This is a genomic window from Pseudomonas sp. UYIF39, from assembly GCF_029963765.1.
Taxonomy (GTDB): Bacteria; Pseudomonadota; Gammaproteobacteria; order Pseudomonadales; family Pseudomonadaceae; genus Aquipseudomonas.
On the sequence record NZ_JALBYU010000032.1, the window covers coordinates 12,898 to 36,921 of the forward strand.

Consider the following 24,024-nt stretch of genomic DNA (forward strand, 5'->3'; position numbering starts at 1 on the left):
TTCCGTTTGGTGTAGGACGAAGGGAAGTTTTTTATCGAAATATCGGAAGGGGGTGTGAGCCACTCGCCTGGGTTGGCGAGTGGTGAAAGCAGTGCCCGACCGGAACCGGTCGGGCGAGGGCGAATCAGTATTCCCAGAACATCCGTTGCAGCTCTTTGCTGTCGTTGGTCTTGGTCAGTGCGACCATGGCCAGGATGCGAGCCTTTTGCGGGTTCAGGTCATGCGCCACAACCCAGTCGTACTTGTCGTCTGGCTGTTCAGCGTTACGCAGTACGAAACCGCCTGCGTTGACGTGGGACGAACGAATGATTTGCACGCCGTCCTTGCGCAGGGCTTGCAGCGATGGGACTACACGGGACGAGACTGAACCATTGCCGGTACCGGCGTGAATGATGGCTTTGGCACCAGACTGAGCCAACGCTTTGTAAGCGGTATCGCTGACATTGCCGTAGGAATAGGCGATTTCGACGTCAGGCAGGCTCTTGATGGTTTTGATGTCGAATTCCGAGTCCATGGTGTGACGCTTGGCCGGCAGACGGAACCAGTAGGATTTGCCCTCGACCACCATGCCGAGTGGGCCCCAGGCACTTTTAAACGCCTCGGTCTTGATGTTGATCATTTTGCTTACATCGCGACCCGACTGGATTTCGTCGTTCATGGTCACCAGTACGCCTTTGCCGCGTGCCTCTTTGCTGCTGGCCACGGCCACTGCGTTGTACAGGTTCAGCATGCCATCGGCCGACATAGCGGTGCCTGGGCGCATGGAGCCGACAACGATGATTGGCTTGTCGGTTTTTTCCACCAGGTTCAGGAAGTAGGCGGTTTCTTCCAGAGTGTCGGTGCCGTGGGTGATGACGATGCCGTCGACGTCCTTGCTGTCGGCCAGTTCAGCCACGCGACGACCCAGTTGCAGCAGGTTGTCGTTGGTGATGCTTTCGGACGCGATCTGCATGACCTGTTCGCCACGAACGTTAGCCAGCTGGCTGAGTTCCGGAACCCCGGCGATCAATTGTTCGATGCCGACTTTTGCCGCTTGATAGGTCGCGCTATTGGCGGCGCTGGCGCCCGCGCCGGCAATGGTGCCGCCGGTGGCCAGGATCACCACGTTCGCCAGTTTCTGTTGGGTTTCGACTTCTTTTGCCTGAAGGGCAGTAGGCAGGAGTAGCAAGAGGGCCAAAGCGCCCGGAACGAAGGTCTTGAAAGCAGATGTCATTATTTTTCTCTCTAGTAGTGAGACGGTGCTGATGCAGGTTCATCTAGATGCCCCCCAGGCCGATCTGAACGCTTGGGGTGAATGAGAAGAGCAGGATCTGTACCAGTCGTACTTTGAATGATGAAAACTTTTAACTTGATGATTTGTATCAGTATTTATCTGAGTCGCCAGAGTGATTACACAATCTGTTGTCCGGGTTTCCGAACGCGTTGAGCGTTTTTGTTCGGCTCTCCGAAAAGTACTACGACCTCTGTAGAGCAAAACGCCTTGCAAGATTGCGAATCAGTGCTAAAGAAACCCGCGCTCCAGTCGATGTTCCTTTAAAGGATCTTTCTGCTCAGGAGTTCACATGTCGTTATCCATTGGTATCCCAAACGCCGCAGGCGTCACCATCGGCGGCAAATCCGCCGCTACGATTCAAGCGTTGAACGACGCCACCGCAGAGGCTGCCGATAAGACGCTGGGCACGAAAGAAGGCGACGGCAACCAAGTCAAGACTGGCCCTTTGGGATTGGATAAAAGCGCGGGCGCGCAGACCGAAACCCCAGACGAAAGCAACCAGAGTGTGGCGGTGAAAGTCCTGCTCAAACGCATGCAAGAGCTACAACAGCAACTGCGCGAGCAACAGCAACAATTAGCCGCAGCTCAGGCGGCGTCTTATCCGACACCGGAAGCCAAGGCCACTGTGGTCATGGCAATTCAAGGGCAGATTGCCGACACCAATGGTGCGTTGCTGGAAGTGTCCGCGGCCCTGGTCAAGGAACTGGCCAAGGGTTCCAGCACCGGAACAGTGGTCAACACTACGGCATGACTTGAATGCCCGGCTTTTGCCAGCCAGTTCAAATAAATGGTCGTTTCTGCTCGTTGACAAATGGCGACAGGGTTCGCATAGTTCGGTCTCCGCAAACGTTTGCGCGGTGCTCCCGGTGGTTATCCATCCGTGAGCGCAATGAAGCCTACGCCAGCGCAAGCGTTGCTCACAATAATCATAAGATCGGAGTGAACCCATGAAGCTGCCATTCGCTGGACGTCTTCTCGCTGTCGCTATGCTGGCTGCCGCATCCGTCGCGTTACCTGTCTCTTCGGCCTTCGCCGAGACGCCTGAAAAACCCAAAGTCGCGCTGGTCATGAAATCCCTGGCCAATGAATTCTTCCTGACCATGGAAGACGGCGCCAAGGCCTATCAGAAAGACCACTCCGGCGATTTCGAGCTGATCTCCAACGGCATCAAAGACGAAACCGACACGGCTGGCCAGACACGCATCGTCGAGCAAATGATTCTGGCCAAGGTCAATGCGCTGGTCATCGCGCCCGCTGACTCCAAGGCCATGGTTCCTGTAATCAAGAAAGCTATCGATGCCGGTATCACCGTGATCAACATCGACAATCAGCTGGACCCGGCTGTGGTCAAAAGCAAAAACATCACTGTACCGTTCGTAGGCCCGGATAACCGCAAAGGCGCGCGTCTGGTGGGCGAGTACCTGGCCAAGCAATTGAAGGCCGGCGACGAAGTCGGCATCATCGAAGGCGTTTCAACCACCACCAACGCACAGCAAAGAACCGCAGGCTTCAAGGATGCGATGGAAGCGGCGCAGATCAAGGTCGTTTCTTTGCAGTCGGGTGACTGGGAAATCGACAAAGGTAACAAGGTTGCTGCCTCGATCCTCAGCGAATACCCGCAAGTCAAAGCCCTGCTGGCCGGCAACGACAGCATGGCCGTCGGCGCAGTATCCGCCGTGCGTGCAGCGGGCAAGGCCGGCAAGGTGCAAGTGGTCGGTTACGACAACATCAACGCCATCAAGCCAATGCTCAAGGATGGCCGCGTTCTGGCCACCGCTGACCAGTTTGCAGCCAAGCAAGCTGTATTCGGCATCGAGACAGCGCTGAAGATCATCAAAGGTGAGAAAGTCGACAGCGGCACCAATGGTGTGATCGAAACTCCAGTAGAGCTGGTCACCAAGTAGTCCTTCTGGCGACACAACGGTGCTCGCCCGTCGGGGCGAGCGCATGGAGAGTTTTTATGTCAGTTTCCGCCCCGAACGCTGTCCTCTCGGTCAGCGGTATCGGTAAGACCTACGCCCAACCGGTCCTGACCGGCATCGACCTGACGCTGATGCGCGGTGAAGTGCTGGCGCTGACCGGCGAAAACGGCGCCGGAAAAAGCACGCTGTCGAAGATTATCGGCGGGCTGGTCACACCGACCACCGGTCACATGCAATTCCAAGGGCAGGATTACTGCCCCGCAAGCCGCACTCAGGCCGAAGACCTCGGCATCCGCATGGTGATGCAAGAGCTCAATCTGTTGCCGACCCTGTCGGTGGCGGAAAACCTGTTTCTCGACAACCTGCCCAGCAAGGGTGGCTGGATCAGTCGCAGGCAATTGCGTAAGGCCGCGATCGAAGCCATGGCCCAGGTCGGCCTTGACGCGATTGACCCGGACACGCTGGTGGGCGAATTGGGCATCGGTCACCAGCAAATGGTGGAGATCGCCCGCAACCTGATCGGCGATTGTCACGTGCTGATCCTCGACGAACCGACCGCGATGTTGACGAACCGTGAAGTCGAGATGCTGTTCGAGCAGATCACTCGTCTGCAAGCTCGCGGCGTGTCGATCATCTATATCTCGCACCGTCTCGAAGAACTGGCGCGGGTCGCCCAGCGTATTGCGGTACTGCGCGATGGCAACCTGGTTTGCGTCGAGCCGATGGCCAATTACAACAGCGAGCAACTGGTGACGCTGATGGTCGGACGTGAACTCGGCGAACACATCGACATGGGGCCGCGCAAGATCGGCGCTCCAGCCTTGACGGTCAAAGGGCTGACCCGTTCCGACAAGGTTCGCGACGTGTCCTTCGAAGTGCGCGCCGGCGAAATCTACGGGATTTCCGGTTTGATCGGGGCAGGGCGCACCGAGTTGCTGCGCTTGATCTTCGGTGCTGATACAGCGGACAGCGGCACGGTTGCACTCGGTTCGCCAGCACAGGTTGTCAGTATCCGGTCACCGGCTGACGCGGTCGGTCATGGCATCGCGCTGATCACCGAAGACCGCAAGGGCGAAGGCCTGCTGCTGACCCAATCGATCAGCGCGAATATTGCCTTGGGCAATATGCCTGTGATTTCCAGCGGTGGCTTCGTCAACAATGGTGACGAGATGGCGCTGGCCCAGCGTCAGATCGACGCCATGCGCATCCGCAGTTCCAGCCCGACGCAACTTGTGTCGGAACTGTCCGGCGGCAACCAGCAGAAAGTCGTGATCGGCCGGTGGCTTGAGCGTGATTGCTCGGTGATGCTGTTCGACGAGCCAACGCGTGGCATCGACGTCGGCGCCAAATTTGACATTTATGCCTTGCTCGGTGAGTTGACCCGTCAAGGCAAAGCGCTCGTGGTGGTGTCCAGCGACTTGCGTGAATTGATGTTGATCTGCGACCGCATCGGGGTGCTCTCGGCAGGACGTCTGATCGACACCTTTGAGCGTGACAGCTGGACCCAGGATGATTTGCTTGCCGCCGCGTTCGCCGGCTACCAAAAACGTGATGCGTTGCTCAACGAAGCAGCGCCTAGGGATCTCGCATGAATACTGCAGTGACTGCCGGCAAACGGAGTGGCAACTTTTACGGCCTCGGTACCTATCTGGGACTGGCCGGCGCCTTGCTGGCAATGGTCGCGCTGTTCTCGGTTCTGAGCAGCCATTTCCTGTCTTATGACACCTTCAGTACCCTGGCCAACCAGATTCCGGACTTGATGGTGCTGGCGGTCGGCATGACGTTCGTGTTGATCATCGGCGGTATCGACCTGTCGGTGGGCTCGGTGCTCGCGCTCGCGGCGTCAACGGTCAGCGTGGCAATTCTTGGTTGGGGCTGGAGCGTGTTGCCTGCCGCGCTGCTCGGAATGGCGGCGGCAGCACTGGCCGGGACCATCACGGGTTCGATTACTGTGGCGTGGCGGATCCCGTCGTTCATCGTGTCCCTCGGCGTGCTGGAAATGGCCCGTGGTGTGGCGTACCAGATGACCGGATCGCGCACGGCCTACATCGGTGATGCCTTCGCCTGGTTGTCCAACCCGATCGCCTTCGGCATCTCGCCGTCGTTCATCATTGCCTTGCTGATCATCTTCATTGCCCAGGCAGTGCTGACGCGTACCGTGTTCGGTCGTTACCTGATCGGCATCGGCACCAACGAAGAGGCGGTGCGTCTGGCAGGGATCAATCCGAAGCCCTACAAGATCCTGGTCTTCAGTCTGATGGGGCTGCTGGCCGGTATTGCTGCGCTGTTCCAGATTTCCCGTCTGGAAGCGGCGGATCCGAATGCCGGCTCCGGGCTGGAGCTGCAAGTGATCGCCGCGGTCGTGATCGGCGGCACCAGCTTGATGGGCGGTCGCGGTTCGGTCATCAGTACATTCTTCGGGGTTCTGATCATTTCCGTATTGGCGGCCGGTCTCGCGCAGATCGGCGCAACTGAACCCACCAAACGCATCATCACCGGCGCAGTGATCGTGGTGGCGGTGGTGCTTGATACTTATCGCAGTCAGCGCGCAAGCCGGCGGACCTGAGTCATGGCAACAATCAAGGATGTGGCAGCGCTCGCGGGAATTTCCTACACCACGGTTTCCCACGTAGTGAACAAGACCCGGCCGGTGAGCGAAGAGGTGCGGGTCAAGGTTGAGGCAGCAATCAAAACTCTCGATTACGTGCCCAGTGCCGTGGCCCGGTCTCTCAAAGCCAAAACCACGGCGACCATCGGTCTGCTGGTGCCCAACAGCCTCAACCCATACTTCGCCGAACTGGCGCGCGGCATCGAGGATTACTGCGAGCGTAATGGCTACTGCGTGATTCTCTGTAACTCCGATGACAACCCGGACAAGCAACGCAGCTACCTGCGCGTACTGCTGGAAAAACGCATCGACGGGCTGATCGTCGCTTCGGCTGGTGGTGACGCGGGGCTGGCAGAAGGCTTGGCAGGCGTGCGTACGCCGATGGTGATCGTCGACCGTGGACTGGAAGGTGTGAATGCCGACATGGTGCGGATCGATCACGAATACGGCGCCTACCTGGCGACCCGCCACCTTCTGGAGTTGGGGCACCGGGACATTGCCACTATTGGCGGCCCGGCGAGTACCAGCGTGGCGCAGATGCGCCTGGCCGGTTATTGCCGTGCCCTGCAAGAGGCGGGTGTCGAAGTATCCCGCGAGCGCATGCTGGAAAGCGACTTCACCAGCACCGGCGGTTACAACGCCGCCGCGATGCTGCTGGAAAAGCACCCGCCGAGCGCGATCTTCGCCGGTAACGACATGATTGGCATCGGTGTGCTGCGAGCGGCGGCCGAGCGCAATATTCGCGTGCCGACGGAGCTGTCGGTGATCGGCTTCGACGATATTCAGATGAGCCGCTATGTGTACCCGGCGCTGACCACCGTGGGGCAGTCGATCCTGCAACTCGGCGAGATGGCGGCCGAAGTGCTTTTAAGAAGAATCGCCACACCCGATATGGCCACCGATCAACGGATCGTGACGCCCAGTATTGTCTTGCGGGAGTCGACTGCGCCGCTTGCCGGCGTGTTTTCCCAATTCCGTTGAAATAGAAAGCCGCTAAATCAAAAGCACCGCTGAAACAGAATTGATGAGTAGTGACGTATGCCAGCAAAAGTAGTGGTTATAGGCAGCCTGAACATGGACCTGGTCACCCGGGCGCCACGGCTGCCTCGAGGCGGTGAAACGCTGATCGGCGAGTCGTTTGCCACGGTTTCCGGTGGCAAGGGCGCGAATCAGGCGGTCGCAGCGGCGAGGCTGGGGGCGCAGGTGTCGATGGTCGGTTGCGTGGGCAGCGATGCCTACGGCGAAGAGCTGCGCGGGGCGCTGTTGGCCGAGCAGATCGATTGCCAGGCAGTCAGCACCGTCGACGATTCCAGCGGCGTAGCGTTGATCGTGGTCGATGATAATAGCCAGAACGCAATCGTGATCGTTGCCGGCGCCAACGGAGCGCTGACTCCAGAGGTGATTGATCGTTTCGGCGCCGTATTGCGGGCGTCGGACGTGATCATCTGTCAGCTGGAAGTCCCGGATGCCACTGTCGGTCATGCGCTCAAGCGCGGCCGTGAATTGGGTAAGACCGTGATCCTCAATCCTGCGCCGGCCAGTCGCCCGCTGCCGGCGGACTGGTACGCGTCCATCGATTACCTGATACCCAATGAAAGCGAGGCCTCTGCGCTGAGTGGTTTGCCAGTGGATTCTCTGGCATCTGCCGAAACCGCTGCATCCCGGTTGATCGCTATGGGTGCCGGCAAGGTCATCATCACCCTTGGTGCTCAAGGTTCGCTGTTTGCCAACGGCAAAGGCTTTGAGCATTTCCCTGCGCCGAAGGTGAAGGCTGTCGATACCACGGCGGCTGGCGACACCTTCGTTGGTGGTTTCGCCGCCGCGCTGGCGGCCGGCATAAGCGAAGCCGACGCGATCCGTTTCGGCCAGGTTGCCGCGGCGCTATCGGTGACCCGCGCTGGCGCGCAACCCTCGATTCCCACCTTGTCCGACGTACAGGCCTTTAAAGCACCATGAAAAAGACACCTTTGCTCAATGTCGCGCTGTCGCGGCTGATCGCATCCCTGGGCCATGGCGACACCGTGGTGATCGGCGATGCAGGTTTGCCGGTGCCTCCAGGCATTGAACTGATTGACCTGGCCCTGACCCACGGTATCCCGGATTTCGTCAGCACTTTGAAGGTTGTGCTCAGCGAAATGCAGGTCGAGAGCCATGTTTTGGCCCAGGAGATCCTGGACAAAAAGCCTTCGGCATTGGCGACGCTCGATGAGCTGAATGCCGAAGGTGCGTTGGGTCGGCGTGAGCTGCTCAGTCATGACCAATTCAAAGTCCTCAGCCGACAGGCACGGGCGATTGTTCGTACAGGCGAATGTCAGCCGTATTGCAACATCGTGCTGGTGGCAGGGGTTACGTTCTAACTCGCTGTTGTCTTTCTGTTGTTCCACGCACAAGGAGTGCGCTATGCACCGCTATGCTCACAAACTGCACCATCTGCTCCGGAGTCTGCTGCTTTTGTCCCTGATTACCGCAACAAGTGCCCAGGCGGCGGAAAAGATCGACTTGATCATCGACACCGACCCGGGTGCCGATGACGTGGTTGCCTTGCTGTTTGCTCTGGCATCGCCGCAAGAGCTGAACATTCGTGCGCTGACCACCGTCGCCGGCAATGTGCGTCTGGACAAGACTTCGCGTAATGCGCGGCTGGCCCGCGAGTGGGCAGGGCGCGAGGAGGTGCCGGTCTACGCGGGCGCTCCGAAGCCGCTGATGCGCACGCCGATCTATGCCGAGAACATCCATGGCAAGGAAGGCCTGTCGGGTGTCACCGTACATGAGCCGAAAAAAGGACTGGCCCAGGGCAATGCGGTCAACTACCTGATCGACACCTTGAAAGCCGCCAAGCCCCACAGCATCACCATCGCCATGCTGGGGCCACAGACCAATCTGGCCCTGGCGCTGATCCAGGAACCTGAGATCGTTCAGGGTATCAAGGAGGTGGTGATCATGGGCGGGGCACACTTCAACGGTGGCAACATTACCCCGGTGGCTGAGTTCAACCTGTTCGCTGACCCACAGGCTGCTGAAGTGGTGCTGAAAAGTGGGGTGAAGTTGACCTACCTGCCGCTGGACGTGACCCACAAGATCCTCACCAGCGAAGCGCGTCTTAAGCAGATCGCAGCGATCAACAACAATGCCAGTAAGCTGGTCGGCGATATTCTCAATGAATACGTCAAAGGCGACATGGAGCACTACGGTATTCCGGGTGGCCCGGTGCATGACGCGACGGTCATCGCCTACCTGCTCAAGCCTGAGTTGTTCACTGGTCGCTCGGTCAATGTGGTGGTTGATAGCCGCGAAGGCCCGACGTTCGGCCAAACCATCGTCGACTGGTATGACGGCCTGAAAGCGCCGAAGAACGCTTTCTGGGTAGAAAGCGGCGACGCCCAGGGCTTCTTTGACCTGCTGACCGAGCGTCTGGCTCGTCTGAAGTAAGCCATAGACCCGCAGTTGCCAGTCTGCGGGTTTTGCTTTCACTCGCTATCTATCAGGCCCATATAGTCGGTGGGGTATTTCTCGAATATCTGCGCGATGAATGTCTGGGCGGCTTGCGTACCCAGCTCCTTGACCAATAGATCGATACCAATGATTGCCAACTCTTCCGGGCTGCCCGGGCTGTAAGAGCTGTGGCCCTGTGGCCACTTGGCTTTGATGTCGGCGTCGATGCTTACGGTGGTCATGATGGCGCTCGTGAAGTCGGGAAAGTCTGTGTGTCGAGTTAACCATTTTGCGCGGCTTTTGGCACTCCGACTTAGGCATAAGGGGAGGGCTATGCGACACTTGGTCTTTGACGATTTTTCAAGGACTGTGCTGTGCAGATCGATTTGAACACTCCTGACGGCTTGACCCTTGAGGCGGTACGTCAGCTGCTGGCCTCTGCCAGCGATGATGAGCACACTCAATTGCGAGTCACCAAGGGCGGCATCGCCTACATTTCTTCAGGCATTGTGGGCGGCACTGATATCAGCGGGCTGTTGTTTCGTCTGGAGACGTGGGCCAAGGGTTCCGGTTATGTAGGATTGGTCGCGGCCAGTGACGAGGTCTGGGTCATGCAAATTTTTAATGCGCTGAAAGAGAACTGGCCGAATCCGCCGTTCGACTACATTGACGTCTATTGAGCGCTGTTCATATTCAGTCACGATTGAGTGGTAAACGGCAGGGCGATGCTCAGGCAAACTCGCCGCGTGTTCGAATAGAGGGCAGGGTTCTAGTACTCCCTGTGAAACCAAGCGCCAAATTGGCGGTTGCACGATCTCAGCTTAACTATTGAATAAGGAGGCTTCATGCCTTGGAAGCTCGCGTCATTGGGTACTTTGTTGGCCGTTGCCATGCTGGCCGGTTGCAGTACTACCTCCACCGAGTCGACAACAGATCCTGTCACGACGACTGACACGGGTCACAGCCGTTGTGAGGCAAAGGCTGCCGAATTCACGATTGGCAAAAAGGCTTCGCCTGAACTGCTGGAGCAGGCGCGTACTCGCGCAGGCGCGCAGAATGCACGGTTCCTCTTGCCTGCCGATATGGTGACCCTGGAGTACCGCTCCGATCGCCTGAATCTGAATACCGATGCCAATCGGGTCGTCACCCGCGTCAACTGCGGCTGATCGCTTCGGGCTTTTGTTTCGCCCATAAAAAACCCCGTCACATGGACGGGGTTTTTTTAGTGCGGCTGAAAATTACTCAGCGCGGACTTGTGCAGCTTGCATACCCTTTTGGCCTTTCTCAGCCACGAAGGAAACGGTCTGGCCTTCTTTCAGGCTTTTGAAACCGTCGCTTTCGATAGCTTTGAAGTGTACGAACAGGTCGTCACCGCCACCTTGAGGAGTGATGAAGCCGAAGCCTTTTTCATCGTTGAACCATTTAACGGTGCCGGTTTGGCGATTAGACATGGTGTATCTCCAAGAAACATATATTTTCAGTAGTGCTGTGCTGCTCAGGCCAACTGGGCACACCGGGGTATCATAGTCGAAATGTTCGCTTTGGGAGCCCCCCGGACGTGCTGTTTGCCCTGCAGTCGCGTTCTGTTTGCTGCTCTGTTCGGCTGCAAGCCCCGTTTTAAAAGGCTTTCAGCCAAAAGTAAAGACAATAAAAAAACCTGAAAAACCTGCATAAATTGTACGAAAAAGCGGTTTTCAGAGGCTTTTTACTGTCGTTGCAGGCACAAAAAGCGCTCTGTCGGGCTTATTTTTTCGCTTTGTTATCGGCTTTGCACGACGAGATTTGGGTCAGTGCTTTTTGTTTCAGGGCATCACTGGCGGTGTTGTCCATCAGGGACTGGATGTCTTTGGCAGGGTACGATTTGATGGAATCGGCGCCGCAAGCGCAGTGAGCCTTCGCTGCTGCAGCACCGATCTGCGGAGTGGCCGCCTCTGTGCACTGAGCCATGTATTTCTCGCGCTCGCCCTTAGGCCAATCGGCGTGGGCGGCCAGTGGCAGCAGCAGAGCGATGGGGGCGACTACTGCGAACAAATTTTTCAGACGCATGCTGGGATGCTCCTTGTGGGTCAATGTCTTGTTATGAGGGGTAAAGCAGGGTTCTAGTTCAGCACTTTGGCATAAAATTGCCCGATTTGCCCCAGTACAAAGCCTCTGTGCGTCGACGACCGTTCATCTGTGCTAGCATGCCTCGCTCGGGCGTTTGCAGGCTCCGGATGACCTTCAGTCCCGGTAGCGGCAAGTGTGCGAATAACCCTGATTTGAATCCCAGTCACTCTGGTTCGGTTTTCCGGTTGGCCGCAAGGCTCCTGCCGCTGTAAGGCAGGCGTTCGTCATTGAATGGCCTGGATCGGATCTTGTACTGGCTCATCCCAACCCACGTGACCTTTGGTAGGGGTCACCACTAGGAGAGGAGGCGCCATGCCAACTATTACTCTTCCCGACGGCAGTCAACGTTCATTCGATCACCCGGTTTCCGTAGCCGAGGTCGCCGCATCCATTGGTGCCGGTCTGGCCAAGGCCACCGTAGCCGGCAAGGTCAATGGCAAGCTGGTCGACGCCAGCGACATCATCGACAGCGATTCCACGCTGCAAATCATTACGCCAAAGGATGAAGAGGGGCTGGAGATCATTCGCCACTCTTGCGCGCACCTGGTTGGCCATGCGGTCAAGCAGCTGTACCCGACGGCCAAAATGGTTATCGGTCCGGTCATCGACGAAGGCTTCTATTACGACATCGCTTTCGAACGTCCTTTCACTCCGGACGACCTGGCCGCGATCGAGCAGCGCATGCAGCAGCTGATCGAAAAAGATTACGACGTGATCAAGAAAGTCACTCCGCGCGCCGAAGTGATCGAAGTGTTCAAGGCTCGCGGCGAAGACTACAAACTGCGCCTGGTTGAAGACATGCCGAACGAGCAGGCCATGGGCCTGTACTATCACGAAGAATACGTCGACATGTGCCGCGGTCCGCACGTGCCGAACACGCGCTTCCTGAAATCCTTCAAGCTGACCAAGTTGTCGGGCGCCTACTGGCGTGGCGATGCCAAGAACGAGCAATTGCAGCGCGTTTACGGCACGGCGTGGGCAGACAAAAAGCAGCTGGCAGCTTACATCCAGCGCATCGAAGAAGCTGAGAAGCGCGATCACCGCAAGATCGGCAAGCGCCTGGGCCTGTTCCACACCCAGGAAGAGTCGCCGGGTATGGTGTTCTGGCACCCGAACGGCTGGACTCTGTACCAGGTGCTCGAGCAATACATGCGCAAGGTTCAGCGCGACAACGGTTACCTGGAGATCAAAACTCCCCAGGTCGTTGACCGCAGCCTGTGGGAGAAATCCGGGCACTGGGCCAACTACGCCGACAACATGTTCACCACGCAGTCGGAAAACCGCGACTACGCCATCAAGCCGATGAACTGCCCTTGCCACGTGCAAGTGTTCAACCAAGGCCTGAAAAGCTACCGTGAGTTGCCAATGCGCTTGGCCGAGTTCGGTGCTTGCCATCGTAATGAGCCATCGGGTGCACTGCACGGCATCATGCGTGTGCGTGCGTTCACTCAGGACGATGCCCACATCTTCTGCACTGAAGAGCAGATGCAGGCCGAATCCGCTGCGTTCATCAAACTGACCATGGACGTTTATGCCGATTTCGGCTTCAAAGACGTCGAGATGAAGCTGTCCACTCGTCCGGAAAAACGCGTCGGTTCCGACGAGCTGTGGGATCGCGCCGAAGCGGCCCTGGCTGCAGCCCTTGATAGCGCTGGCCTGCCGTACGATCTGCAGCCGGGCGAGGGTGCGTTCTACGGTCCGAAGATCGAGTTCTCGCTGAAAGATTGCCTTGGCCGCGTCTGGCAGTGTGGTACCCTTCAGCTCGATTTTAACCTGCCTGTCCGTTTGGGAGCCGAATACGTCTCTGAAGACAACAGTCGCAAGCACCCGGTTATGTTGCACCGGGCGATCCTGGGGTCCTTCGAACGTTTCGTCGGAATCCTGATCGAGCACTACGAGGGTGCATTCCCCGCGTGGCTGGCTCCGACCCAGGCAGTGATCATGAATATCACTGATAAACAGGCTGATTTCGCCGCTGAGGTTGAAAAAACTCTCAACGAAAGCGGATTTCGTGCCAAGTCTGACTTGAGAAATGAAAAGATCGGCTTTAAAATCCGCGAGCATACTTTGCTCAAGGTTCCTTATCTCTTGGTTATCGGAGATCGGGAAGTCGAGATGCAGACTGTCGCTGTGCGTACTCGTGAAGGTGCTGACCTGGGCTCGATGCCCGTCGCCCAGTTCGCCGAGTTCCTCGCTCAAGCGGTTTCCCGGCGTGGTCGCCCAGATTCGGAGTAATTACTATTAAGCGTGAAATGAGACAAGATAAACGAGCTGCACCGAAGGCCCCGATCAACGAGAATATCTCGGCACGCGAGGTTCGGTTAATTGGGGCTGAAGGTGAACAGCTTGGGATTGTGTCAATTGAAGACGCGCTTCTTAAGGCTGAAGAGGCCAAACTGGATCTGGTGGAAATTTCCGCCGATGCAGTACCCCCTGTTTGCAAACTGATGGACTACGGCAAATCGATCTTCGAAAAGAAGAAACAGATTGCCGCGGCCAAGAAAAACCAGAAGCAGATTCAGGTTAAAGAAATCAAGTTTCGTCCAGGGACGGAGGAAGGGGATTACCAGGTAAAACTGCGCAACCTGGTACGTTTCCTGAGTGATGGGGACAGGGCCAAGGTATCCTTGCGATTCCGCGGCCGTGAGATGGCCCACCAGGAGCTGGGGATGGAACTCCTCAAGCGAGTTGAAGGTGACTTGCTCGAGTACGGTTCGGTCGAACAGCATCCTAAGATGGAAGGACGCCAACTGATCATGGTCATCGCCCCGAAAAAGAAGAAGTAATCAATAGGGCACGGCAGGCCTTCTGATTATGTTTATCAACTGAATGCGGAGTATCCGAACATGCCAAAAATGAAAACTAAAAGTGGTGCTGCTAAGCGGTTTCTGAAAACTGCTAACGGTATCAAGCACAAGCACGCTTTCAAGAGCCACATCCTGACTAAAATGTCGACCAAGCGTAAGCGTCAACTGCGCGGTAGCAGCTTGCTGGCACCGTGTGACGTGGCAAAAGTCGAGCGCATGCTGCGCCTTCGTTAATTTAGTCAAGAATAGAGGAAGTAACTCATGGCTCGTGTAAAGCGTGGCGTCATTGCCCGTAAGCGTCACAAAAAAATTCTGAAACTTGCTAAAGGCTACTACGGCGCTCGCTCGCGCGTATTCCGTGTTGCCAAGCAAGCGGTAATCAAGGCAGGCCAATACGCCTACCGTGACCGTCGTCAGAAAAAACGTCAGTTCCGCGCTCTGTGGATCGCTCGTATCAACGCTGGTGCACGTATCAACGGTCTGTCCTACAGCCGTTTCATCGCCGGCCTGAAAAAAGCGTCCATCGAGATCGACCGTAAGGTTCTGGCTGATCTGGCAGTGAACGAAAAAGCGGCGTTTGCTGCGATTGTCGAGAAAGCTAAAGCCACCTTGGCTTAAGTACCCCCGACAGTCACCCGGCCTCACCTCTGTGCGGTCAGGTGTTAAACGTCATAAATAGGGGAAGAGCCTTCAAGCTCTTCCCCTATTTTGTATCTGGAGTCTGTACATGGAAAACCTGGATGCGCTCGTCTCTCAAGCACTAGAGGCTGTGCAAAGCGCTGAAGATATCAATGCCCTGGAGCAAATCCGGGTTCACTACCTTGGCAAAAAGGGTGAATTGACTCAGGTGATGAAGACCCTGGGGAATTTGCCGGCAGAAGAGCGTCCGCAAGTCGGTGCCCTTATCAACGTTGCCAAGGAGCGTGTCACAGAGGTTCTCAATGCGCGCAAGGCACTGTTTGAAGAGGCCGACCTGGCCGCTAAACTGTCCGCCGAGTCCATTGACGTGACCCTGCCTGGCCGTGGCCAGGCCTCGGGTGGTCTGCATCCGGTTACTCGCACTCTGGAACGTATCGAACAGTTCTTCACTCACATCGGCTACGGCATTGCCGAAGGCCCTGAGGTCGAAGACGACTATCACAACTTCGAAGCTCTCAACATCCCAGGCCATCACCCGGCCCGGTCGATGCATGACACCTTCTATTTCAATGCCAACATGTTGCTGCGCACCCATACCTCGCCGGTACAGGTCCGCACCATGGAATCGAAACAGCCGCCGATCCGCATCGTCTGCCCTGGCCGTGTGTACCGTAGCGACTCCGATATCACCCACTCGCCGATGTTCCACCAGGTCGAAGGCCTGCTGGTCGACCGTGATATCAACTTCGCCGACCTGAAAGGCACCATCGAAGAGTTCCTGCGCGTGTTCTTCGAAAAAGAACTGGCCGTGCGTTTCCGCCCTTCGTATTTCCCGTTCACCGAGCCGTCCGCTGAAGTCGACATGGAATGCGTGATGTGCAGCGGTAAAGGCTGCCGTGTCTGCAAGCAGACTGGCTGGCTGGAAGTGATGGGCTGCGGCATGGTTCACCCGAATGTGCTGCGCATGTCCGGGATCGACCCGGAAGAGTTTTCGGGCTTTGCCTTCGGCATGGGTGTTGAACGTCTGGCCATGCTGCGTTACGGCGTGAACGACTTGCGTCTGTTCTTCGACAATGACTTGCGGTTCCTCGCGCAATTTCGCTAGTCGTAACGAATTCTTAGGAGAGCAGGATGAAATTCAGTGAACAATGGCTGCGTGGCTGGGTAAGCCCGCAGGTAAGTCGTGACGAGCTGGTTGCTCGTCTGTCGATGGCCGGTCTTGAGGTCGATAGCGTTACGCTGGCCGCCGGCGAATTTACCGGTGTGGTGGTGGGCGAGGTGCTGAGCACCGAACAGCACCCGGACGCTGACAAGTTGCGCGTTTGCCAGGTCAGCAATGGTTCGGAGACTTTCCAGGTTGTTTGCGGTGCGCCCAACGTGCGCCCCGGCCTGAAGATCCCGTTCGCCATGATCGGTGCCGAGCTGCCAGGCGATTTCAAGATCAAGAAAGCCAAGCTGCGTGGCGTTGAGTCCAACGGCATGCTGTGCTCGCAAGCCGAGCTGCAAGTCGGCGAAGGCAACGATGGTCTGATGGAATTGCCGGCCGATGCGCCGGTCGGTCAGGACATTCGTGAATACCTGAGTCTGGACGACGCCAGCATCGAGGTCGACCTGACCCCGAACCGCGGCGACTGTCTGTCCCTGGCCGGTCTGGCCCGTGAAGTCGGCGCGCTGTACGCCACCGAAGTCACCCGCCCGGTGGTTGCTGTCGTGCCAGCCGTGCACGACGAAGTGCGTTCGATCGAAGTGCTGGCGCCATCCGCTTGCCCGCGTTACCTGGGTCGTGTGATCCGTAACGTTGACTTGTCCAAGCCGACGCCGCTGTGGATGGTCGAGCGCTTGCGTCGTGGCGACGTGCGCAGCATCGACGCTGCCGTCGATATCACCAACTACGTGATGCTGGAGCTGGGTCAACCGCTGCATGCATTTGATCTCGCCGAAATCAATGGCGGTATCCGCGTACGTATGGCCGAAGAGGGTGAGAAGCTGGTACTGCTCGACGGTCAGGAAGTCAGCCTGCGTAGCGATACGCTGGTGATTGCCGACCACACCCGCGCCCTGGCCATCGCTGGCGTCATGGGTGGCGAGCACAGTGGCGTCAACACCGCGACCACTCGTGATATTTTCCTGGAAAGCGCGTTTTTCGATCAGATTGCTGTCGCTGGCAAGGCCCGTTCCTATGGCCTGCACACCGACGCCTCGCACCGCTACGAGCGTGGCGTGGACTGGCAGTTGGCCCGTGAAGCGATGGAGCGCGCCACCGGCCTGCTGCTGGAAATCACTGGCGGCGAAGCGGGTCCGATCATCGAAACCGTCAGCGAGCAGTACCTGCCGTCGATTGCGCCAGTTACTCTGCGTGCGCAACGCATCACTCAGATGCTGGGTATGGAAATGGATTCGGCCGAAGTCGAGCAGCTGCTCAGCGGCTTGGGTCTGAAGATTTCTGCCGATGGGGCAGGGCAGTGGCGCGTTGAAGTTCCAAGCCATCGCTTCGACATCAGCCTGGAAGTCGATCTGATCGAAGAACTGGCTCGTCTGTATGGTTACAACCGTCTGCCGGTTCGCTACCCGCAAGCTCGTCTGGCGCCGCAGGCCAAGGCTGAAGCGCGTAGCGATCTGCCTGAGCTGCGTCGCCTGCTGGTGGCTCGTGGTTACCAGGAAGCGATTACCTACAGCTTCATCGATCCGAAACAATTCGAGTTGTTTCATCCGGGTGTCGAGCCGCTGCTGCTGGCTAACCCAATCTCGAACGACATGGCGGCCATGCGCTCGTCCTTGTGGCCAGGCCTGGTCAAGGCGCTTCAGCACAACCTGAACCGTCAGCAGGATCGCGTTCGTTTGTTCGAAAGCGGCCTGCGTTTTGTCGGTCAGTTGGAAGGCCTGAAGCAAGAGCCGATGCTGGCGGGTGTTGTTTGCGGTAGTCGTCTGCCGGAAGGCTGGGCACAAGGTCGCGATGTGGTGGACTTCTTCGACGTCAAAGCCGACGTGGAAGCGGTGCTGGGCTTCGCCGGTGCATTGGATCCATTCACTTTCGTACCGGGCAAACACCCTGCGTTGCATCCGGGTCAAACCGCGCGCATCGAACGTGAAGGTCGCTTGGTCGGTTTCGTCGGTGCTATCCACCCTGAATTGTCGAAAACCCTCGGTCTCGACCGTCCGGTCTTCGTTTTCGAGCTGGTTCTGGCCGAAGTGGCATTGGGTAAAATGCCTAAATTCCAGGAGTTATCGCGTTTTCCTGAAGTGCGTCGTGACCTGGCACTGATTGCGTCCAAGGACGTCGCGGCCAGTGCAGTGCTGGACGTAATCCGTGAAAATGCAGGCGAATGGCTGACAGACCTCAGGCTATTTGACGTGTATCAGGGTAAAGGCATTGATCCTGATAGAAAAAGCCTTGCAGTCGGCTTGACCTGGCAGCATCCATCGCGCACTCTTAATGACGATGAGGTGAATACCACGACGCAAAACATCCTCACCTCGCTCGAACAAAGGTTGAACGCCACGTTAAGGAAGTGACGTATGGGGGCTCTGACGAAAGCTGAGATGGCGGAACGTCTGTATGAGGAGCTGGGCCTGAATAAACGGGAAGCCAAGGAATTGGTCGAACTGTTTTTTGAAGAAATCAGGCACGCTCTTGAAGACAACGAACAAGTCAAATTGTCCGGTTTCGGCAATTTCGACCTTCGGGACAAACGCCAGCGGCCTGGCCGCAATCCAAAAACGGGTGAAGAAATTCCGATCACGGCTCGCCGTGTGGTCACCTTTCGTCCAGGGCAGAAGTTGAAGGCCCGAGTTGAGGCTTATGCTGGAACCAAGTCATAACGACGAGCTACCCGTCATCCCAGGCAAACGCTACTTCACCATTGGTGAAGTCAGCGAGCTGTGTGCGGTAAAACCGCACGTGCTGCGTTACTGGGAGCAGGAGTTTCCTCAACTCAACCCCGTCAAACGCCGCGGAAATCGCCGGTATTATCAGCGACAAGACGTGCTGATGATCCGGCAGATCCGCGCGCTTCTTTACGATCAGGGGTTCACCATCGGCGGCGCACGTCTGCGTTTGTCCGGCGATGAAGCCAAAGACGACACGACCCAATACAAGCAAATGATCCGCCAGATGATCGCCGAGCTGGAGGATGTTCTGGTGGTACTCAAGAAATAAATTCCTGCTTTTAAATACTTCCAGTTTTCAAAAGCTTGCGATATATTCTTGAGCGTTCTTCGAGAAGAGGAACGGATTTAACGCCTAGTCGGGGCGTAGCGCAGTCCGGTAGCGCACTAGCATGGGGTGCTAGGGGTCGAGTGTTCGAATCACTCCGTCCCGACCATATTTGCTGAGTAAAATCAGACACTTAAGCCGATCAGATGGATCGGCTTTTTTGTGTGTGAAGGAAGGCCTGAATTTAGGGCACACATAGGGCACATGAAAACTACCGCGAATCGTTGTGCATTTTGGCTGCATCGAGTCTGTGTGAGTTCGTGCTAGGCATCTCGCGTTGATCAATCACCGGCTTTTTCAGCGTTTGCTGCGCCGCGAAAACCAGCGGATGCCAGTGGCGGATGTGGTCAGGGACGACGATGTGATTGGACGGGTCGCGCTCGAAGGCCAGCACCACAGCTAGCCGCTCATCCATGGGCTGTGGCGCCGGCGGTACAGGCGGTGCGGAGGTGCGAAACAGGTGCATCGGGTGCCCAATGTACCTACGCGATGGCTTGACGAGACGTTCGTTGCAAGTGAGCGAAGTAAGTCCCAAGCATCCATGCAGGCCACGTTGGCGCAATGCTTAGGGAATCTCCGAACAAGTTTGCAGATGTGCTGAAATATGCCTTCACCACCTGCCCCGGGCCCCCCATGAGCCAGATGAGCTTTTCCGACTTTGGGTACGCCGGCAAGCGCAAGCAAACACGTCGTGAACGATTCCTCGCTGAGATGGATCAGGTGCAGCCGTGAGATTGCCGACGATTTTGCAGCAGGGCGCATTTTTCATCCATGAGCTTGCTGCTGATCCCGCGCTAAAAGCCAAATGAAATGCTACGGCATGCCAATTGATTGAAGCGAGTTTTACTTCCTGTTCAGGCTGATCCTGTGAGTAGATTTTCTTGTGGTCATGGATTGGCCCCTCCCGGCGGGTCGACTGCGACCACGTTCGCATAGCCTAGATTCTGACGGAGCAGGGTGCGACACGCTAATCTGCCCGCATCACAAGCTCGCACGACAAACTCCAGCGTCGCTTTCAGCCAGGTGGCCCGCCCACGCTAAAGCGCGGACGAACCGGGCGGCCCACCTCATACCCTCAAAGGAACACGCCATGGCCCGTACATTGCTGGATGTCCAGCTCGCCCGACTGCTGTACCCGCTGCTCATCGAACTGGCCAGCGCCCAGCAGACCCTGACCTACGGCCAGCTGATCGAGCGCGCCCAAGCCCGTTACCCGGATGATCAGCGGGTGGCCAACCTAATTCCAGTGCGGATGGGGCGCATTCTCTGGGTGATCTATGACTTCGTGGCAGAGCGCGACCTGCCGCGTTTGACCCTGATCATCGTCAGCGCCGGCGATCAGTACCCGGGCAGTGCCATGTGGCAGCACGATTGCGCTGCCGAACAACAACGCTGTTTTGCCTTTGACTGGTCCACGGCCGATCAGGCCTTTGACCGGTACGGCCAGCATAGTGAAAAAGCGGTCACGCCCGTTCAGCGTGTGCCCCGTGAGCAAGCGAAACAACTGATGGCCGGCCACTACCACGACCCGCTGAATGTTTACCCGAGCGGCATTCGCGCTCTGCGCGAAGCCATTATCGAAAACATCATGAACGGCCTGTCGGTGGCGGAGGCGTTTCAAATCGAAGCGCAGCTACTGACGCCGTCGACGCAGGCTTAACCACCCTTGTTCACCGTTTAATTAGCCAATCCAACGCTTGCTCACCCCCCCTCAATAGGAAACACGCGATGAACCCTCTCCAATGGAATGTCGACACCCTCGCTTCGCTGGATCGTATTTTTTTGCGCAAGGTGATGAAAAACCTGCGATCCGTTGAAGGCGCGACCGTGCAGTTCGGTGAAATGGGGCAGGGGATCCAGCCCAACTACCAGGTGTGTTTCCACAATGGCAACGTGAATCCCTATCGCGGCGCCAATCACAAGCCCTTCATGCCCCGTGGCACCTTTAATCAGGAACACATCCCCCAGCCTTTTTCGTCAGTGGACCTTCAGCGTGCATTCGACGCCGCGGTTGCCGCACGATAGAGGCAGGGCCGGCGTCAAACCGTCGCGCAACGGAGGCACCAGGATAATCGAAACCCGGTATGTGGTTGAGCTTGAAGCGCGTCGCAGATGTGCCGCCGGGGCAGTAGCACTGCTTGCGTTAAAGAGAAGCGTACAAGCTTGCGAGAGCCGTTGGGTACGCTGCTGTAGGAGCGGTAGTTGGTCGTCGGTGGTCGTGCAGAGTTTCTCTTTGTGAGAGTCGATCATCGTCAAGATTAATTTCCGAAACCTCTATTTGCGCATACAGGTCGGGGTTTGTTTTTTGACTGAGCGTAAACGCGCAGATTTGAGCTTTCTTGAGTGTAAGGGTTGCAGGTCTGTGCTGCCGCTCCCTTGGTCACCTCGCCGCTCATCATTGACTTTAGCACTCTGTCTATCCAAATTTTTTCGACCCTCTCCGCCAGAGCCGGCTCTGCCGGAATTTAGCCAGTGGGGTGATTCTATGGGATCACCTATTGGTGATGGGCTTTAGGACCTTCAATTTGGATTTGTTTAAATACTATATTGGTTCCTTTACTGATAAGTTGCTTGAGCTAATGGGTTCTGTCACAGCTGTCATCTGGATCCGTTCCGGCACCTGAAGTACGGTTTTTTTTGTAAACAATAAAAAGGTTTTTTTGTTTTTTTTGTCCCGTCCCTAATTAATAACGGGGGGAGAGTTTTAGAGAGGGGGGACCTTAGACAATCTGCTCTTTAGGGGAGATGTGTCGTATGTCCATTGACAGTATTTTATAAGCCAACATCAGACGACATTCATGCCAAGAGGATCGTGGCGAATATCCAGTCTGTCCCGCCCCTAAACAGCACAGACCTGATTCGATTTGAGATACGTGTACTCGACCGCTTTGCCTACGCGTTGGCTAGTCAGCAGACCTTTCTCGACGCCTTCTTTGAGCAGCCTTTCAACAGTCTTGATCGACTGACTCCCTTTCAATGCATCTATCAGAACGGTCTTTGTCAGCGTGTTCTCAGCTCCGAAAGCATCTGACAATTTTGATTCAATAGAGACCTTTTGTGGTGGCAACACCGCCGAAAAAGACAAGTCGTCATTACCTACCAAATGCATTCGTTCTGGCAGATTGACATCGCGACCGGAAAGACTCAGCCGATAATCGTTTTTTGCTTCGTTTGGACGTACGATTGAGAGAACACCATTTACTTCGCCGTGGATTGCGGACGCGCCACGCATGGCACCAGCACCCATGGCGCCACCCTGAAATTGAGGTTTTTTGTCGTGGTGGACCACTATGTGTGCAACCCCTGCGCACAATTTTCGAAACGCGAGCATTACCTGGGCCATTTCGCCGTTGTCATTTTCTTTGGCAATGTGGCACCTGGTGAGTACGTCCCATACGATCAGATCCGGCTTGATTGTATTGATATAGGGGGTGACCTTGGCTAGATCATCTGAGTTAAGTACGTTTATGTTCATGAAGTCTTTACATATGAAAAGATTGGCGTTGTTGGACATTTTTTCACGATCGTTACCATGAAGCCGTAGGGCCCGGCTACCGCAACTACGTTCTGACATTTCCATGTCCATATAGAGCACTTTTTGATGGCCGTTTGCTTTGAATCCAATGCACTCTGAATTCAAACTTGCTGCTACAGCGAGTTGAAGGGCGAGTCTTGATTTTCCTGTCTTTGGGGCGCCGGATATTATCCACTGCTCTCCACGCTCAATGAGGCCTTGAATGATCCATTCGGGTTTTTTGTCAGCGTCGTTGAGCACTTTACGCATGTTGCAACGTGCAAAAATTTCTTCAGCCGTCATCATGGTCATGGAATGTCCTGATAGGAGTGTCGTATGGATATGCCAAGCGGCAATTTTTTAAAGTGGTTTAAATGTGGCTGGTTAGGTAAGTGTGTTGCAGGAATATGCCAATCTGATCTTAAATTATAGACAAGCGACTGCCCTTGAAAGAGCCAAGTTATAAATACCCTAGGCGGGCTGAAAAAGCCGAAAAGAGCCTGATTCTCGCATTCACGTAAACACGAAAATTTGGTCGATTAAGGACTGAAGATGACTAAAAGTCTTTGGGTAAATTGAGTTTTGAAGTGTGGTTTTGCTGGATGCTGGAAAGGCTTTTTTGTACTGGCATATGACTCACCTCATTTGCTTGAGGTTTCCCATAATAAGCCGCTCTCATATTGCCGTCAATGAAATTATTTTTTTGTCAAGCGTTGTTTTGGTATTGTTTTTTCTAAAACTCCCGGCGGGCTTGGTCGTATTTGACCACTTAGGAAGGCAAAAAATTTTAGTTTCCAGGTGTCATTGAGATTTGGATGGTTTGAAGGGCAGGTTTTCGTTAAAAAAGGGGGGGCTGAACCTGATTTCGCAGCTGTGTAATGGTTGTGCGTTTCGCGAAGACGGGGTCTGGAATCGGCCCCTGGTTACACAGCGGTGTAATGGTTGTGCGTATCGCGATGACGGGGTCTTGAATCGGCCCCTGGTTACACAGCTGTGTAACCGTTGTTCGTTTTGCGATGACGGGGTCTTGGATTAGCGCCTGATTACACAGCTGTGTAATCGTTGTTCGTTTTGCGATGACGGGGTCTTGGATTAGCGCCTGATTACACAGCTGTGTAATCGTTGTTCGTTTCGCGATGACGGGGTCTTGCGTTGTTCGTTTTGCGATGACGGGGTCTTGGATTAGCGCCTGATTACACAGCTGTGCAATGGTTGTGCGTTTCGCGATGACGGGGTCTTGGATCAGCGCCTGATTGCACAGCTGTGTAATGGTTGTGCGTTTTGCGATGACGGGGTCTTGGATAAGCGCCTGATTACACAGCTGTGTAATGGTTGTGCGTTTCGCGATGACGGGGGCTTGGATCAGCACCTGATTACACAGCTGTGTAATGGTTGTGTGTTTCGCGATGACGGGATCTTGATACAGCCCCTGATTACACAGCTGTGTAATGGTTGTGCGTTCGCGATGATGGGATGTTGAATCAGACCGTGATTACACAGCTGTGTAAGC

26 protein-coding genes and 1 tRNA gene are annotated in these 24,024 nt (G+C 56.0%); 21 read left to right on the forward strand and 6 right to left on the reverse strand.

Annotated features, from left to right (window positions below):
- Window positions 1-124: 124 nt before the first annotated feature.
- Window positions 125-1,213 (reverse strand): asparaginase, encoded by a 1,089-nt coding sequence (locus MO767_RS27770; protein WP_046047713.1) that lies wholly within the window; start codon window positions 1,211-1,213, stop codon window positions 125-127.
- A gap of 349 nt (window positions 1,214-1,562) precedes the next feature.
- Between MO767_RS27770 and MO767_RS27775 the strand changes: the two genes are divergently transcribed.
- The 8 genes from MO767_RS27775 to MO767_RS27810 all read left to right on the forward strand — a co-directional run bounded on the left by MO767_RS27775 (window position 1,563) and on the right by MO767_RS27810 (window position 9,232).
- Entirely contained in the window at window positions 1,563-2,024 is a 462-nt protein-coding gene (locus MO767_RS27775; RefSeq protein WP_095128570.1) for a hypothetical protein, read from the forward strand.
- Window positions 2,025-2,220: 196 nt separating this feature from the next.
- Window positions 2,221-3,177 carry a sugar ABC transporter substrate-binding protein gene (locus MO767_RS27780; protein ID WP_282483140.1) on the forward strand — a complete coding sequence of 319 codons (957 nt, stop codon included), beginning with the start codon at window positions 2,221-2,223 and terminating at the stop codon, window positions 3,175-3,177.
- A 56-nt stretch (window positions 3,178-3,233) separates the two neighbouring features.
- On the forward strand, window positions 3,234-4,787 hold the full coding sequence (locus MO767_RS27785) for a sugar ABC transporter ATP-binding protein (protein ID WP_282483141.1): 1,554 nt from the start codon (window positions 3,234-3,236) through the stop codon (window positions 4,785-4,787).
- Window positions 4,784-5,761, forward strand: a complete 978-nt coding sequence (locus tag MO767_RS27790; RefSeq protein ID WP_008145645.1) for an ABC transporter permease — start codon at window positions 4,784-4,786, stop codon at window positions 5,759-5,761. The genes MO767_RS27785 and MO767_RS27790 overlap by 4 nt, the downstream gene beginning before the upstream one ends.
- 3 nt (window positions 5,762-5,764) lie before the next feature.
- Window positions 5,765-6,784: a LacI family DNA-binding transcriptional regulator gene (locus MO767_RS27795; protein WP_282483142.1), complete on the forward strand. Its 1,020-nt coding sequence runs from the start codon at window positions 5,765-5,767 to the stop codon at window positions 6,782-6,784.
- Between the two features lie 57 nt (window positions 6,785-6,841).
- On the forward strand, window positions 6,842-7,759 hold the full coding sequence (rbsK, locus tag MO767_RS27800; RefSeq protein WP_282483143.1) for a ribokinase: 918 nt from the start codon (window positions 6,842-6,844) through the stop codon (window positions 7,757-7,759).
- Entirely contained in the window at window positions 7,756-8,160 is a 405-nt protein-coding gene (rbsD, locus tag MO767_RS27805; RefSeq protein WP_282483144.1) for a D-ribose pyranase, read from the forward strand. The genes rbsK and rbsD overlap by 4 nt, the downstream gene beginning before the upstream one ends.
- Window positions 8,161-8,203: 43 nt before the next feature.
- A complete protein-coding gene (locus tag MO767_RS27810) occupies window positions 8,204-9,232 on the forward strand; it encodes a nucleoside hydrolase (protein ID WP_282483145.1) in 1,029 nt (342 codons plus the stop codon).
- Window positions 9,233-9,270: 38 nt separating this feature from the next.
- On the opposite strand, the gene MO767_RS27815 is transcribed toward MO767_RS27810, so the two are convergent.
- Window positions 9,271-9,477 (reverse strand): hypothetical protein, encoded by a 207-nt coding sequence (locus MO767_RS27815; protein WP_282483146.1) that lies wholly within the window; start codon window positions 9,475-9,477, stop codon window positions 9,271-9,273.
- Between the two features lie 132 nt (window positions 9,478-9,609).
- Between MO767_RS27815 and MO767_RS27820 the strand changes: the two genes are divergently transcribed.
- A complete protein-coding gene (locus MO767_RS27820) occupies window positions 9,610-9,915 on the forward strand; it encodes a hypothetical protein (RefSeq protein WP_282483147.1) in 306 nt (101 codons plus the stop codon).
- Window positions 9,916-10,080: 165 nt separating this feature from the next.
- The gene (locus MO767_RS27825) at window positions 10,081-10,401 is read left to right on the forward strand and encodes an I78 family peptidase inhibitor (protein WP_282483148.1); all 321 of its coding nucleotides are present in this window, start codon (window positions 10,081-10,083) and stop codon (window positions 10,399-10,401) included.
- 72 nt (window positions 10,402-10,473) lie between these two features.
- Here MO767_RS27825 and MO767_RS27830 read toward each other — a convergent pair whose 3' ends face one another.
- Window positions 10,474-10,686 (reverse strand): cold-shock protein, encoded by a 213-nt coding sequence (locus MO767_RS27830; protein ID WP_007905882.1) that lies wholly within the window; start codon window positions 10,684-10,686, stop codon window positions 10,474-10,476.
- A 292-nt stretch (window positions 10,687-10,978) separates the two neighbouring features.
- Window positions 10,979-11,281: a hypothetical protein gene (locus MO767_RS27835; RefSeq protein WP_282483149.1), complete on the reverse strand. Its 303-nt coding sequence runs from the start codon at window positions 11,279-11,281 to the stop codon at window positions 10,979-10,981.
- A 372-nt stretch (window positions 11,282-11,653) separates the two neighbouring features.
- Here MO767_RS27835 and thrS point away from each other — a divergent pair, with 372 nt between their 5' ends.
- From thrS to MO767_RS27880, 9 genes are all read left to right on the forward strand, one after another.
- Window positions 11,654-13,576, forward strand: a complete 1,923-nt coding sequence (gene thrS / locus MO767_RS27840; protein ID WP_010455934.1) for a threonine--tRNA ligase — start codon at window positions 11,654-11,656, stop codon at window positions 13,574-13,576.
- Window positions 13,576-14,127 carry a translation initiation factor IF-3 gene (infC, locus tag MO767_RS27845; RefSeq protein WP_169857083.1) on the forward strand — a complete coding sequence of 184 codons (552 nt, stop codon included), beginning with the start codon at window positions 13,576-13,578 and terminating at the stop codon, window positions 14,125-14,127. The genes thrS and infC overlap by 1 nt, the downstream gene beginning before the upstream one ends.
- Before the next feature lie 60 nt (window positions 14,128-14,187).
- The gene (gene rpmI, locus MO767_RS27850) at window positions 14,188-14,382 is read left to right on the forward strand and encodes a 50S ribosomal protein L35 (protein ID WP_008145659.1); all 195 of its coding nucleotides are present in this window, start codon (window positions 14,188-14,190) and stop codon (window positions 14,380-14,382) included.
- 27 nt (window positions 14,383-14,409) lie between these two features.
- Window positions 14,410-14,766, forward strand: coding sequence for a 50S ribosomal protein L20 (gene rplT, locus MO767_RS27855; RefSeq protein WP_007905879.1), 357 nt, complete (start codon window positions 14,410-14,412; stop codon window positions 14,764-14,766).
- Window positions 14,767-14,875: 109 nt separating this feature from the next.
- Window positions 14,876-15,892: a phenylalanine--tRNA ligase subunit alpha gene (gene pheS / locus MO767_RS27860; protein WP_282483150.1), complete on the forward strand. Its 1,017-nt coding sequence runs from the start codon at window positions 14,876-14,878 to the stop codon at window positions 15,890-15,892.
- A 26-nt stretch (window positions 15,893-15,918) separates the two neighbouring features.
- The gene (gene pheT, locus MO767_RS27865) at window positions 15,919-18,300 is read left to right on the forward strand and encodes a phenylalanine--tRNA ligase subunit beta (protein WP_282483151.1); all 2,382 of its coding nucleotides are present in this window, start codon (window positions 15,919-15,921) and stop codon (window positions 18,298-18,300) included.
- Window positions 18,301-18,303: 3 nt separating this feature from the next.
- Window positions 18,304-18,606 carry an integration host factor subunit alpha gene (gene ihfA / locus MO767_RS27870; RefSeq protein WP_002553164.1) on the forward strand — a complete coding sequence of 101 codons (303 nt, stop codon included), beginning with the start codon at window positions 18,304-18,306 and terminating at the stop codon, window positions 18,604-18,606.
- Window positions 18,587-18,943 carry a MerR family transcriptional regulator gene (locus MO767_RS27875; RefSeq protein WP_003179985.1) on the forward strand — a complete coding sequence of 119 codons (357 nt, stop codon included), beginning with the start codon at window positions 18,587-18,589 and terminating at the stop codon, window positions 18,941-18,943. Before ihfA ends, MO767_RS27875 begins: the two co-directional genes overlap by 20 nt.
- 89 nt (window positions 18,944-19,032) lie before the next feature.
- Window positions 19,033-19,109, forward strand: a tRNA-Pro gene (locus tag MO767_RS27880).
- Between the two features lie 102 nt (window positions 19,110-19,211).
- On the opposite strand, the gene MO767_RS27885 is transcribed toward MO767_RS27880, so the two are convergent.
- Window positions 19,212-19,415 (reverse strand): hypothetical protein, encoded by a 204-nt coding sequence (locus tag MO767_RS27885; protein WP_205893184.1) that lies wholly within the window; start codon window positions 19,413-19,415, stop codon window positions 19,212-19,214.
- Between the two features lie 675 nt (window positions 19,416-20,090).
- Here MO767_RS27885 and MO767_RS27890 point away from each other — a divergent pair.
- A complete protein-coding gene (locus MO767_RS27890) occupies window positions 20,091-20,660 on the forward strand; it encodes a hypothetical protein (RefSeq protein ID WP_282483152.1) in 570 nt (189 codons plus the stop codon).
- Between the two features lie 68 nt (window positions 20,661-20,728).
- On the forward strand, window positions 20,729-21,025 hold the full coding sequence (locus MO767_RS27895) for a hypothetical protein (protein ID WP_282483153.1): 297 nt from the start codon (window positions 20,729-20,731) through the stop codon (window positions 21,023-21,025).
- Window positions 21,026-21,839: 814 nt separating this feature from the next.
- Here the strand turns inward: MO767_RS27895 and MO767_RS27900 are convergent.
- Window positions 21,840-22,826 carry an AAA family ATPase gene (locus MO767_RS27900; RefSeq protein WP_205893181.1) on the reverse strand — a complete coding sequence of 329 codons (987 nt, stop codon included), beginning with the start codon at window positions 22,824-22,826 and terminating at the stop codon, window positions 21,840-21,842.
- Window positions 22,827-24,024: the final 1,198 nt, after the last annotated feature.